Below are 13,345 nucleotides of genomic sequence, written 5' to 3' on the forward strand. Positions count from 1 at the left end.
ATGTTTTTCATTGATAATAAAAGCGAAAAATAAGTGACGATAGAGTGAGTATATTTTCCTTATAATAGATGCTTTTTAATCACCTAGTAAAATCAATCTGGAAGCAAGAATTGATATATGTAAGTTGCGCAAGGCGCGGCATAAGAAAGGGGCAAAAGGATGAAGGAGCTTCATACGTTTGGGTGGTATGCAGCACGTGTATCACCACATTTGCCGAAAAAAGCATTTAAACCAGTTCCTACTCGTTTATTTGGTGGACTGGCTTATTTACTTGTGGCATTGGCGGGGTTAATATCGATTGGTGTATTTGAATTGAATGTGTGGGCGAATCTAGGAATTGCGATTGTTCTTGGATTGTGTTTTGCTTCACTTGGGTTTTTAGGGCATGAAATTTTACATGGAACTGTTGTAAGAAAGGCATGGCTTCGTGATTTCTTAGGAGCGATTGCATTTATGCCACTATCAACAGGTCCTAAACTTTGGAGAAAGTGGCATAATGCAACGCATCACGTTCATACACAACATGAAGAGAATGATCCAGATGCATGGCCTACACTTGAGAAGCTTAAAAAGAGTAAGTTTTTGAGCTGGGTATATCGCATGCCTCTTCATGTACGTTCATTCTTTAGTTTTCTATCACTAACAATTCAATTTACATTGCATTCGACTCGAATGTTCTTTCATTTTATAAAAGAGTTTAAGTCATCCAATCAAAAATCTGTATGGCTTCAACTTCTTTTGCCTTGGACTGTTTGGATTAGTTTATTGTTTATTATGGGACCTGGAAAATGGTTATTTGCATATGTGATTCCATTGTTAATTGCTAACTTTATTGTAATGGCATATATCGCAACCAATCATCGCTTAAATCCAATTGTTCCAGTAAATGATCCGTTAGCAAACTGTTTATCAGTAACAGTGCCGCGCTGGGTAGACGTTTTGCATTTCAATTTCTCATATCATACAGAACATCATTTGTTCCCTGCTATGAGCTCTAAGTACTATCCGTTAGTAAAAGAGAAAATTAAAGAAATGTGGCCGGAACGCTATCATGAGATGCCGATGACAAAAGCTTTGGCAGCGCTATGGAATACACCACGTGTGTATTATCAAGGAAGTGAATTAGTGGATCCGCATAGAGAGCATCTCTATGGTTCTTTAGGAAATGGACTAGATCCTCATAATATTTCATATCGTGAGGAACATATAGAGGAAGAAGAGAGTATTAAAAAGGTAAATCAATAAAAATTGATATATTTTGCAGTGAAAAAGCAAGCCATCTCAGGCTTGCTTTTTCTTATAAAGAGACTTCTTTTTTATTCTTTGTACTAACTTGAACTGAATTTGTTTCTTTTCTTTGTAATCGTTTCTCTAAAAGGTTAACAAAATAAGTAAATAGAAGAACGAGTACGAGGTAATATAAACCAACAATTATATATGTATCTAGTTGTTGGAAGTTACTTGCTGCAATTGATAAACCTGATCCCCATAATTCGGACAATCCTACGTATGCAACGAGGGAAGAGTCCTTTAATCCAATAATAAACTGATTTCCTAAAGGAGGAAGAGATTGACGAAATGCTTGCGGTAATACAATACGGCGCATCGCTAAAGGGTAAGGCATACCTAAAGAACGAGCAGCTTCTAATTGTCCACGGTCGATAGATTGAATGGAACCGCGGAAAATTTCAGTAATATATGCACCGTTATGGATTGCTAAAGCAATTGCTCCTGCCCAAAAAGGAGTAAAAACAACAACGGATGTAATCCCAAAATAGAGGATGGCAATTTGAACAATTAAAGGTGTACCACGAATAATGGCGATGTATACGTGAGCAATACTATTTAAAACTTTATTGTTAGAGATTCGAAAAAAAGCGAATAGTAATCCAATTAGTGAACCGAGTAATAGGGATGTTAGTGTTAGTTGTAATGTGATAATAGTAGCCTTTAAGAGTGTGGGATAAGTAGACATGAAAATTTCAAACATATGTGTCACCTCATATTGTATGGATTTTGGTAGGGAATGAAATGCCCCACTGATTATTATCTCGGACTACTTGGGAGTTTTACTGCCCAGAAATAGCGAGATAAAAAGTGGGGCATAATTTATGAAACATTTGAATAGCTAATTTACTTCGTTTTTTCCTCTTCCCCAAGAATGTTACGTCCAAACCATTTTTTACTGATCTTTTCATACGTACCATCTTTAATAATTTCATCTAAAGCTTTATTTACTTTCTCAACCATTTCTTTATCATCTTTACGAATAGCAATTCCCATTTCATCAAGGTTTAATGGTTTGCCAGCTTCTTTTATATTTGATTTACCTTCTTTGATCATACGTAAACCAACCATTTGATCTGTAATTACTGCGTCAATACGTCCAGGCTCTAAGTCCATAAGTGCAGTAATATCGCTATCGTATTCTGTAATTTGATCTGTATGTTTTGCAACAAGGTCTTTAAAGGTACTAGCTTTTACAACACCAATTTTCTTACCTTTCAAATCTTCTGGAGAAGAGATAGATGTATTCTTTTTAGCAACAAAAATTTGGGCGCCAGAACGATAATAAGGATTTGAGAAATTAACAGCTTTTAATCGTTCTTCTGTAATTGCCATACTGCCGAGTATTGCATCATACTTTTTTGCTTTGAGACCTTGGATTAGTGTTTCCCACGGATTTGTAATAGGAGTAGGTTTCATATTCATTTTTTTTGCAAGTGCCTCACCTATTTCTACATCAAAACCGGCAAGTTTTCCGTCATTTTCTTTATAGTTAAAAGGTTTATATAAGCCACTCATCGCATAACGAAATTCTTTTTCACCATTTGAAGAAGTAGTAGAGCTTTCCTTGCTACAGGCTCCTAGTATGAAGGATGTACATAAGGTAATACTCGCAACAATGGTTAATAGTTTTCTTTTCATAAAACCCCTCCTATATATTGATCATACGGATGGTTTTAAGTATGGTATTGAGATATTGTATTTAGATGATTAGTTGTGCACCGTATGAATGTATTTCTTTCGTTTGAAACAGAAATTACACTATAAAACGTTGCGTAAAAATTGTTTTGCTCGTTCATGTGATGGAGCTGAAAAGAATTGCGCTGGCGGAGCGTCTTCTACAATCTTTCCATCATCCATAAAAATGACGCGATCAGCTACATCTCTTGCGAAATTCATTTCATGAGTAACAATAACCATGGTCATTCCTTCTTCAGCAAGTTCTTTCATAACTTGCAATACTTCTCCAACAAGCTCAGGGTCTAAGGCTGAGGTAGGTTCATCAAATAGCATAATTTTAGGATTCATGGCAAGAGCTCGTGCAATGGCAATGCGCTGTTTTTGACCACCTGACAGGAGGTGGGGTGTTACATCTGCTTTATCTTGTAGACCGACTTTTTGCAGAAGCTGATTTCCGATTTCCTTTGCATTTGCTGCTTCTAATTTTTTCACATGAATAGGTGCTTCTATGATGTTTTCTAGTGAGGTCATATGGGGAAAGAGGTTAAAATGCTGAAAAACCATACCGACATTTTCACGGACTTTGTTTAAATTTGAATGCTTTGGATCAATTTGTTCACCTTGTAAGTGAATTTCACCTTCATCGTACATTTCTAAAAAGTTAAGACAGCGAAGTAATGTACTTTTACCGGAACCACTGGCACCAATTAAAACAACAACTTCTTTTTCTTGTACGTCTAAATCAATTCCTTTTAAAACATCAAGTGAGCCAAATGATTTTACTAGATTTCGAACCTGAATCATACAAAACCCCCAGTCAAAAATATATTTTACAAATGTTGCCCCTTATTTCTGTTATTAGTCATAAATTGTCAGAATCCTTTATTTTTTTCGAGGGATAGTTCTTATATAAGAAAATCTGAATGTATAATTCAAATAGAAAGACCACCTAAATTAGGTGGTCTTTCTATAAGGTTACAAGTTTTTAATTTTAAATTGAGTGGCGAACGCTTCTAATTCTTCAACAAGTTTTTGCATTTGAAGAGACATATTTGTAATATCCTGTATAGATACTGACTGGGCTTGTGAAGATTGAGATGTATAATTAGTCTCCGAAACTATATTGTGTGAAATCGAAGAGATATTAATAAGTGCGCTATTTATTTCTTCTGAGCTTGCTGACATTTCTTCTGCACTTGCTGTTATGTCTTGTATTTGATCTGTGACCTCATTAATATGATTCACAATATTATGGAATGCTAATTTTGCATTTTGAACGGCGTGAATGCCTTCTTGAATTTCTTGTTGTCCTTTTCCCATAACATTGACTACATCTTTTGTATCATTTTGAACGAGTAAGTTAAGTTTTGTAATATCTGTAGCTGCTTGTTTTGATTGTTCAGCAAGCTTACGAACTTCTTCAGACACAACTGCAAATCCTTTTCCGTGTTCACCGGCGCGAGCAGATTCGATTGCAGCGTTTAAAGATAAGAGATTTGTTTGTTCAGAAATGGAGGTAATAGTTTGTAATGCTTTATCGATATCTTGTGTACGAACAACTAATTGATCTACGACTTTATATATTTCATCCATGACAGTATGGATAGTTGTCATTTGAGAAATGGATTTTTCAATGATTTCGCTTCCGACATTTGCCTTATCAGAAGTAGAAATAGCTAAATTTGAAATCGTTGTAGAAGATTGAGCTATGCTTTGCACTCCATTTGCTATTTCATCCATTGCTGTAGAACTATCTTTAATATTTGCAGACTGATCATTAATATGGTGAGACAACTGTTTCATTGTATTTGCAATGTTATCCATAGTGGAAGAGGAAACGGTTGCTGTTTCAACAATGTGGTTTGTAGAGCTTTTGACTTTTGCACTTGTTTGAATCACATTGTTAATAATTTGTTGTAAATTTAATATCATTTGATCAAAACTATTAAACATATGACCGAATTCATGATGATATTGTTTTGGCACCATAATAGTTAAATCTCCTTTTCCAGCTGTATTCATTATGCTTCGTAATGAATTGATTGGATTAATAATAGATTTAGCAGTAAATAAGGAGATAAGAATGCAAAGAACTAAACATGCAATGAATAAAATAATTGTTACGCTTATCACTTGCTTATAAGAGTGCTCACTGTCGTTATACAAACTTTCAGCTAACTTTTCATTATAATCAATAAGATTTTTTAAAGAACTTACTGTAGCCGATAAATTAGGGTCAACTGTAGTTAGGTAAAATGAATATGCTTGATTTAGTTTATTCTCTTTAATGAGATCGAGCATTTGAGCCCGATGCTTGTTGTAGCTTTCTAATTTTTCTTTATATTGATTGAGGAGATTTTTTCCTTCTCCGGTTATATATGTATTTTCGTATTGAGCTTGTAATTTTTCGGCTTCTTTATTTGTATCATTCAATTTATTTAAAATTGTAGTACGCCGATTCTCATCTTCCGTAATAATGAGTTCTTTTACATAACTAAACTCTTGGTACATGCTGCTCTCGATAGATCCTAGCCATTTAATAGGTTGTAGACGATCCACATATACTGTTTGAAGCTGTGTGTGCATTTGTTGTAAATTTATATAATTTACAACGCTAATAATTAATATGGAAAGAATCGGTACGGCTACTAACAATATTAATCTGTTTATAACGTTTAAACGATATAAAATCTTTAACATAGAATCACCTAACCTTAAATTATTTAGTTGAATATATAATTTGCATCCAAATAAAATTATACATTATTTTTATTTTATATACAGAAAAAGTAATGTAATGAATATGTAAACAAAAAATTAAAAATCGATATATCTTTCTATAAGGAAAATATGGATAATAATATATAGATAGTATGTATATTATTTATGAGGAGGAATGAGAAATGGAAAAGGAGAAGAAAACTTTTTCCTTTGGTTTACGTACACAACTTATGCTATTTACTACAGTTTTAGCTTTTATTACATATTCAACAAGTATATTTTTTATTTACGTGATATACGATTATTTTCAAAGTTATGTAAGTCAAACTGTTTATAATATTATCGTTATGTTATTAGGTGTAGTATGGTCTGGAATTTTAGCGTATGGAGCAGCAATTTTTTTAATTAAACCACTTCGAAAGCTGGAGGAGGCTGCAAGAAAGGCGGCCGATGGCGATATTCGTGAAGATGTTCCGTTACCAAAAACAGATGATGAGATTAAATCTTTAAGTGTTGCATTTAATATGATGCTAGGGAACTTAAGAGGTATGGTAAAAAATATCGATACTACATTTTCGTATACAAATAATCAAGTTCAGCAAATTAGAAGGCAAACGGGGGAAGCAACGAAACAAGCGCGAGGTGTTTCTGAAACGCTTGCAGAGATTTCTTCTGGCGCTGAGCAATCAGCAGCTTCCATTCAGGCAATTGTTTCTGCTGTTGATACAACAACTTCTATTGCGAGTGAAGTAGAAGAAAAAGCAAAACAGTCTGATGAGTTGTCTTTAGAAATGGTTCAAGCTTTAGGACAAAGTACACGTGTCTTTACTTCTTTAATTCAAGGCATTCAAACATTGGCAAAAGAAAATGAAGATTCGATGCAAAATGTACAAAAATTAGAAGAACGAATGAAACAAGTAGAACATATTGTTTCTGTTGTGAGTGAGATTGCGAGTCAAACGAATTTATTAGCACTGAATGCTTCTATTGAGGCAGCTCGTGCTGGAGAGCATGGAAGGGGCTTTGCAGTTGTGGCTGAAGAAGTACGTAAACTTGCTGATGAAAGCGATCATTCTGCAAGAAACATATCGCAGTTGCTACGGAATATGCAAGAAGAAGTGCAACAAGTCGCATTGAAAATGACAGAGCAAGTGAAATCAGCTAAAGAAGAGGCGAAACGTGGGGCAGCTACCGAACTAATTTTAAAAGAAATGTCATCAAGTATTATGGAAGTTGCCGATGCAACGAAGCAAATTAGTGGCTATATGAACGAACAAGTGAGTCACATTCATCAAACAGGAGCACAGACGAAGGCTGTAGCAGCAATTGCTGAGGAAACATCAGCTGGTTCACAAGAAGTAGCACGTGTGACGTTGCAACAATCTAAAAATATGGTACTAATCGATCAACTGTTAAAGGATTTAGAGCAGCAAGCAGCGGATTTGAAACAAACAATTGAACGATTTTCAATGTAAAAAGGAAGAACAGCATTCTGTTCTTCCTTTTTTACGTATGAAAAGGAGGGATGCTTTGTTGAAAACGAAAAACATTGCACGGATCATATATGGTTTTCACTTTACTCAATCTTCGGAAATTAAGACCATAATAACTAGTTTGCCAATTTTTAATGTCGATATCAGGCCAATTGACATAGTCACCTAGTGTATAAGGGTCTAAGCTTTCTCGTAAATCTTTAACCCAGCGTATATTTTGATTTTCTTCATCATCACATTTCCACGAGGTAATGTACTCTTGCGCAATAATTGCCTTGCGATGGAAATAAGCTGTTTCAGTAGGTTTAATATTTTCAACAGCACCTACGAGTGATTGGTGCCAAATACTCGCATCTTTATTTGGTGCATGAGAAAGAAAATATTGCATGATTTGAATTCCTTTAAGAGGAATAGGTTTATATACGTAGGAACCGGAGCGCTTGAAGTTTTCAGGGATGTTACCACTGTTAAAAAATTCAACAGCCTTTATATAAGGAACTTCATCTATAAAGAGAGAAGGAGTACCAGTTTCAAGAAGAGGAGATAATAAGGAATGGAGTTCAGAGGGAGAGCCAACAAACTCACCTTGTGCTTCAATTTTGTTTTGTTGCTTTGTGAATAATTCAATAGATGAGGTGAGACGTTCGTCTACATAAGGCGCCCAGCTTTGCCAAGCTTGAAATGCAGCGATAAAATCTTCCCATTCCCATGTAATGGAGAAGATTGATACATTTTTTATAGGATGTACTCGAAACGTTAAAGAAGTAACAATGCCAAAGTTTCCACCACCACCACCGCGGCACGCCCAAAATAAGTCATGGTTTTCATATTCGTTTGCGCGAATGATTTTTGCTCCAAATTTACCGCACGCTTGTACCATTTCAACTTTTACTAATTGATCACATGTTAATCCAAATAAGCGTGAAAGCATACCGATGCCACCGCCAAGTGTTAATCCAACAATTCCGACGCTTGCACTTGTACCAGCTGGTATTGTTACACCATAATCCCAAAGCTCTTTATAAACCGTGCCAAGATTTGCACCAGCTTCAATTGTTGCTGTTAATTTATCTGTATTAACAGTAATGCGATGCATTTCACTCACATCAATAATAAGTCCTCTATTTAAAAGAGAAAAATTTTCATAACTATGACGTCCGCTTCTTAAGCGAAATGGTATATGGCGTTCGCGAGCCCATTTTAAGGCATTACAAACATCATTTTTATTTTGGCAAAAAACAATAATACAAGGGAGTTTTGGAATACTTAAATTTAAATTCATTCGGGCTACGTCATAGTCAGGATCTGAAGGAACAACGATACGACCTGTTAATTTTGTCTGTTTCAATTTACCACTCCTTTCTAAATAAGCAGTGCTTTTTATTAATATATGAAAAGCGTATGTAGCGTGCGTGGACAAGAGAAGGTGAGAAATAAATAAAGCATAAGAATAAGGAATCTACATAGAGTTCAATGAAAACAGTTGCAAACTATTCATATTTTGTTATGATAGTGTTACGAAAACGTTTGCATAAAAATTCCGATGGGATGCAAAAGGAGAGAATGACTATGAATAAGACATGGTGGAAAGAAGCGGTTGCTTATCAAATTTACCCGCGTAGCTTTATGGATTCAAATGGTGATGGTATTGGAGATTTACAAGGTATTATTGCAAAACTGGATTATTTAAAAGATTTAGGTATAGATGTAATTTGGATTTGTCCAATGTATAAGTCACCTAATGATGATAATGGTTATGACATTAGTGATTATCAAGATATCATGGATGAGTTTGGTACGATGGAAGACTTTGATGCTTTACTAGATGAAGTTCATAAACGTGATATGAAGCTTATTATTGATTTAGTTATTAATCATACAAGTGATGAACATCCATGGTTTATTGAGTCTCGTTCATCTAAAGACAATCCGAAGCGTGATTGGTATATTTGGCATGATGGTAAAGATGGTGCGGAACCAAACAACTGGGAAAGTATTTTTAATGGTTCAGCATGGGAGTATGATGAAGTAACAGGACAATATTATTTACACTTATTCTCGCGTAAACAACCAGATTTAAACTGGGAGAATAAAGAAGTTCGCGAAGTGTTATACGATACAGTTAATTGGTGGCTTGATAAAGGAATTGATGGTTTCCGCGTGGATGCGATCAGTCATATTAAAAAAGAAGATGGCTTCAAAGATATGCCAAATCCAAAAGAATTAAAGTATGTACCATCTTTTGATAAACATATGAATGTGGATGGTATTCAACCTTTATTAGAAGAGTTAAAAGAAAATACATTTTCTAAGTACGATATTATGACTGTTGGTGAAGCTAACGGCGTTAAGATTGAAGATGCTGAGCTTTGGGTTGGAGAAGAGCAAGGTAAGTTCAATATGGTATTCCAATTCGAACATTTAAGCTTATGGGATGCAGAAAAAAAGAAAGATCTTGATGTTGTAGGACTGAAAAAAGTATTAACGAAATGGCAAAAAGGGTTAGAAAATAAAGGCTGGAATGCTTTATATATTGAGAACCACGATAAGCCACGTATCGTTTCAACTTGGGGAGATGATAAACAATATTGGCGTGAAAGTGCAACAGCTCTTGGAGCGATGTATTTCTTTATGCACGGCACACCGTTTATTTATCAAGGACAAGAAATTGGGATGACAAATGTTCAATTATTAAATGTTGAAGATTACGATGATGTAGCAACTAAAAATTTATATCGAGAGAAAATTGCAGATGGCGTATCACATCAAGATATGATGGAGATTATATGGGCTTCTTGCCGCGATAATTCACGTACACCTATGCAGTGGAACGATGAGATGAATGCTGGCTTCACAACAGCAGGTGCCCCTTGGTTTAGTATGAATCCAAACTACAAAGAAATTAATGTTGAAAAGCAAAAGAATGAAGAGAACTCTATTTTCAATTTCTATAAACAAATGATTGCCTTGAAAAAAGAGCACGATGTACTGAATTACGGTACGTACGATTTACTTTTAGAAGATGATCCGCAAATTTATGCGTATACTCGTACATTAAATGATGAAAAAATCGTTGTAATTAGCAATATCTCAAAAGAGGAGGCTGTGTATAACGAGGGTCCATTTGCACTAGAACGCAAACGTTTGCTTTTAAATAACTATGAAGTTGCGGAACATGAACAAGTAACTACAATCACGTTGAAGCCTTATGAAACAAGGGTTTATCGCATTTCATAATAAAAAAGGATGCTCTAAGAGCATCTTTTTTTATGAAAAAAAATAAATTTCTATTGCAAAGTGAAAACGCTTTTATTAAAATAGATTTATGAAAACGGTTGCGCAAAGATAAAAATAAAGTGACATAAGGAATCGTTTTCATAATAGAAACAGAAATTATAATTTAAATCATTACGTTGTTATAAATAAAGGGGAGGAAGAACAGATGAAAATTACGTCTTTTGATTTTTGGCAAAAGTTCGGGAAAGCATTATTAGTTGTTGTAGCTGTAATGCCAGCAGCTGGTTTAATGATTTCTATCGGTAAGTTAATTGGGATGTCTGCTGGGGATATTAACGCAGTTCATACAATCGCTCGCGTAATGGAAGACATCGGTTGGGCAATTATTACAAATCTACACATCTTATTCGCAGTAGCAATTGGGGGATCTTGGGCGAAAGATCGCGCAGGTGGTGCATTTGCAGCACTATTAGCATTCGTCTTAACAAACAGAATTACAGGAGCTATATTTGGTGTAAACGCTGAAATGTTAGCGGATTCAAAAGCAAAAGTTTCTTCAGTATTAGCAGGAGATTTAGTTGTAAAAGATTACTTTACTTCTGTACTTGGTGCACCAGCGTTAAACATGGGAGTTTTCGTAGGAATTATCACAGGTTTCTTAGGAGCTACTTTATATAACAAATATTATAACTATAACAAATTGCCACAGGCATTAGCATTCTTTAACGGAAAACGATTCGTACCATTCGTTGTAATTGTTTGGTCTACAGTCACTGCAATTGTATTATCACTTTTATGGCCATTCATCCAAAGTGGATTAAATGAATTTGGTCGCTGGATTGCAGCTTCAAAGGATAGTGCACCAGTTGTTGCACCATTTGTGTATGGAACGTTAGAGCGTTTACTATTACCATTCGGTTTACACCATATGTTAACGATTCCGATGAACTACACAGAGCTAGGCGGAACATATACGATGTTAACTGGCTCAAAAATTGGACAAGTTGTAGCAGGACAAGATCCTTTATGGCTTGCATGGATTACAGATTTAAATAACTTATTAGCAAATGGAGATACAAAAGCATATAACGATTTATTAAATAACGTTGTACCAGCTCGATTCAAAGCAGGACAAGTTATCGGTTCAACAGCAGCGTTAATGGGTATTGCATTCGCGATGTTCCGTAATGTTGATAAAGAAAAACGTGCAAAATATAAACCAATGTTCTTATCAGCAGCATTAGCAGTATTCTTAACAGGTGTAACAGAACCAATTGAATTCATGTTTATGTTTATTGCTCCAGTACTATATGTTGTATATGCAATTACAACAGGACTTGCATTCGCATTAGCAGATTTAATCAACTTACGTGTTCACGCATTTGGATTTATTGAGTTAATTACTCGTACACCGATGATGGTTAATGCAGGACTAACTAGAGATTTAATCAATTTCGTTATCGTTTCATTAGTATTCTTCGGTCTGAACTTTACATTATTCAATTTCTTAATTAAAAAGTTCAACTTACCAACACCAGGACGTGCTGGTAACTATATTGATAATGAAGATGAGTCATCAGAAGGAACAGGGAATGTACAGGATGGTTCATTAGCAACAAAAGTTATTGATTTATTAGGTGGAAAAGAAAATATTGCTGATGTAGATGCTTGTATGACACGTTTACGTGTAACAGTAAAAGATTTAGATGTTGTTGCACCAGAAGCGCAGTGGAAACAAAATGGTGCCTTAGGACTGATCGTAAAAGATAAAGGTGTACAAGCAGTATATGGTCCGAAAGCTGACGTATTAAAGTCAGACATTCAAGATATGTTAGGTGCGTAATAATATGAAATTGCTAACTTTAAACTGTCACTCTTGGCAAGAAGAAAATCAAATAGAAAAGATAAAATATCTTGCTAAAGTCATTCAAGAAGAACAGTATGATGTGATCGCATTGCAAGAAGTAAGTCAGTCGATAGGGGCTAAAAATGTATGCGGTAACAAGAAAGAAGATAATTTTGGACTTTTACTATTAGAAGAGTTAAAAGCGTTACATGTAAAAGATTACAATATTACTTGGGATTTCTCTCATATTGGTTATGATGTGTATGAAGAAGGATTAGCGATTGTAACGAAACATAATGTTGTAAAAGAAGATACGTTCTTTATTTCAGAAAATAAGGATACAATGTATTGGAAAACGCGCAAAATTATAAGTACAACAATTGCTTATAATGGTAAGAACATCACGTTTTACTCTTGTCACCTCGGTTGGTGGAATGATGAAGAAGAGTCATTCAAAGGGCAAGTTGATCGTTTAATGGAGCGTGTAAATCGTAATGAACTTTCCTTCTTAATGGGTGACTTTAATAACAATGCTCGTTTGCAAGGCGAAGGTTATGAATATATGATGCAAAAAGGTTTATATGACACATATGAACTAGCAATAGAGAAGGATGAAGGAACAACTGTCCAAGGTGAGATTGCTGGTTGGGATGAAAATAAACATAATTTACGCATCGATCTAATATTGTGTAACCAAAGTGAAAAAGTTCGTTCTTCAAAAGTTATTTTTAATGGTACAAACCGAAAGGTAATTTCAGATCATTTCGGTGTAGAAGTACAAGTAGATATATAATAGAAGAAATCCTCACAGATGATGAAAAGCTGTGAGGATTTTTTTGAGGAATACAAGTATTTCCAAGAGAAAATACTTGTATTTTTTATGACATTTCCTATATATTTGTTATTATTGAATGTAAAACCGATTTGGTCATTTTGTATTCATACTTTGACTGACTTCGTTATATAATGTAGTAAGTCAAAGTTAATGGGAAAAAATAGTTCGTTTTTGGTTAATCCACGATGTAGAAAGTGATATAATTGCAAAATGTATGTATCATTTTCTAAAGAAGGAAAAATATAT

General features: G+C 34.7%; 10 protein-coding genes and 1 pseudogene. 6 read left to right on the forward strand and 5 right to left on the reverse strand.

Annotated features, from left to right (window positions below; genetic code table 11):
• Nucleotides 1-159 precede the first annotated feature (159 nt).
• Entirely contained in the window at nt 160-1,245 is a 1,086-nt protein-coding gene (locus tag VF726_RS24795) for a fatty acid desaturase family protein (protein ID WP_440172844.1), read from the forward strand.
• A gap of 52 nt (nt 1,246-1,297) precedes the next feature.
• Here the strand turns inward: VF726_RS24795 and VF726_RS24800 are convergent, their stop codons facing one another.
• The 4 genes from VF726_RS24800 to VF726_RS24815 all read right to left on the reverse strand — a co-directional run bounded on the left by VF726_RS24800 (nt 1,298) and on the right by VF726_RS24815 (nt 5,667).
• The gene (locus tag VF726_RS24800; RefSeq protein ID WP_440172845.1) at nt 1,298-1,990 is read right to left on the reverse strand and encodes an amino acid ABC transporter permease; all 693 of its coding nucleotides are present in this window, start codon (nt 1,988-1,990) and stop codon (nt 1,298-1,300) included.
• A 143-nt stretch (nt 1,991-2,133) separates the two neighbouring features.
• On the reverse strand, nt 2,134-2,928 hold the full coding sequence (locus tag VF726_RS24805; RefSeq protein WP_076542076.1) for an ABC transporter substrate-binding protein: 795 nt from the start codon (nt 2,926-2,928) through the stop codon (nt 2,134-2,136).
• Nucleotides 2,929-3,048: 120 nt separating this feature from the next.
• Nucleotides 3,049-3,771, reverse strand: coding sequence for an amino acid ABC transporter ATP-binding protein (locus VF726_RS24810; protein ID WP_440172846.1), 723 nt, complete (start codon nt 3,769-3,771; stop codon nt 3,049-3,051).
• Nucleotides 3,772-3,942: 171 nt separating this feature from the next.
• Nucleotides 3,943-5,667, reverse strand: a complete 1,725-nt coding sequence (locus VF726_RS24815; protein ID WP_440172847.1) for a methyl-accepting chemotaxis protein — start codon at nt 5,665-5,667, stop codon at nt 3,943-3,945.
• Nucleotides 5,668-6,035: 368 nt separating this feature from the next.
• Here VF726_RS24815 and VF726_RS24820 point away from each other — a divergent pair.
• Together VF726_RS24820 and VF726_RS24825 are read left to right on the forward strand one after the other, a co-directional pair.
• Nucleotides 6,036-6,221, forward strand: a pseudogene (locus VF726_RS24820) (HAMP domain-containing protein); the annotation flags it as partial.
• A gap of 15 nt (nt 6,222-6,236) precedes the next feature.
• Nucleotides 6,237-7,163 (forward strand): methyl-accepting chemotaxis protein, encoded by a 927-nt coding sequence (locus VF726_RS24825; protein ID WP_440172921.1) that lies wholly within the window; start codon nt 6,237-6,239, stop codon nt 7,161-7,163.
• A 31-nt stretch (nt 7,164-7,194) separates the two neighbouring features.
• Here VF726_RS24825 and VF726_RS24830 read toward each other — a convergent pair whose 3' ends face one another.
• On the reverse strand, nt 7,195-8,529 hold the full coding sequence (locus VF726_RS24830; protein ID WP_440172848.1) for an FAD-dependent oxidoreductase: 1,335 nt from the start codon (nt 8,527-8,529) through the stop codon (nt 7,195-7,197).
• Nucleotides 8,530-8,750: 221 nt separating this feature from the next.
• Between VF726_RS24830 and VF726_RS24835 the strand changes: the two genes are divergently transcribed.
• The 3 genes from VF726_RS24835 (at nt 8,751) to VF726_RS24845 (ending at nt 13,057) form a co-directional block, all read left to right on the forward strand.
• Nucleotides 8,751-10,418, forward strand: coding sequence for a glycoside hydrolase family 13 protein (locus tag VF726_RS24835; RefSeq protein WP_440172849.1), 1,668 nt, complete (start codon nt 8,751-8,753; stop codon nt 10,416-10,418).
• Between the two features lie 205 nt (nt 10,419-10,623).
• Nucleotides 10,624-12,261 (forward strand): PTS transporter subunit IIBC, encoded by a 1,638-nt coding sequence (locus tag VF726_RS24840; protein WP_440172850.1) that lies wholly within the window; start codon nt 10,624-10,626, stop codon nt 12,259-12,261.
• Nucleotides 12,262-12,265: 4 nt separating this feature from the next.
• Nucleotides 12,266-13,057 (forward strand): endonuclease/exonuclease/phosphatase family protein, encoded by a 792-nt coding sequence (locus tag VF726_RS24845; RefSeq protein WP_440172851.1) that lies wholly within the window; start codon nt 12,266-12,268, stop codon nt 13,055-13,057.
• The last annotated feature ends 288 nt before the right edge of the window (nt 13,058-13,345 follow it).

The organism is Bacillus sp. Brlt_9, assembly GCF_051948935.1.
Classification (GTDB): Bacteria; Bacillota; Bacilli; order Bacillales; family Bacillaceae_G; genus Bacillus_A.

What these genes read in the sequence shown, in the direction of transcription:
- VF726_RS24795 (WP_440172844.1), top strand. Translation starts at nt 160, where the DNA reads ATGAAGGAGCTTCATACGTTTGGGTGGTATGCAGCACGTGTATCACCA.
- VF726_RS24800 (WP_440172845.1), bottom strand. Translation starts at nt 1,990, where the DNA reads ATGTTTGAAATTTTCATGTCTACTTATCCCACACTCTTAAAGGCTACT.
- VF726_RS24805 (WP_076542076.1), bottom strand. Translation starts at nt 2,928, where the DNA reads ATGAAAAGAAAACTATTAACCATTGTTGCGAGTATTACCTTATGTACA.
- VF726_RS24810 (WP_440172846.1), bottom strand. Translation starts at nt 3,771, where the DNA reads ATGATTCAGGTTCGAAATCTAGTAAAATCATTTGGCTCACTTGATGTT.
- VF726_RS24815 (WP_440172847.1), bottom strand. Translation starts at nt 5,667, where the DNA reads ATGTTAAAGATTTTATATCGTTTAAACGTTATAAACAGATTAATATTG.
- VF726_RS24825 (WP_440172921.1), top strand. Translation starts at nt 6,237, where the DNA reads ATGGTAAAAAATATCGATACTACATTTTCGTATACAAATAATCAAGTT.
- VF726_RS24835 (WP_440172849.1), top strand. Translation starts at nt 8,751, where the DNA reads ATGAATAAGACATGGTGGAAAGAAGCGGTTGCTTATCAAATTTACCCG.
- VF726_RS24840 (WP_440172850.1), top strand. Translation starts at nt 10,624, where the DNA reads ATGAAAATTACGTCTTTTGATTTTTGGCAAAAGTTCGGGAAAGCATTA.
- VF726_RS24845 (WP_440172851.1), top strand. Translation starts at nt 12,266, where the DNA reads ATGAAATTGCTAACTTTAAACTGTCACTCTTGGCAAGAAGAAAATCAA.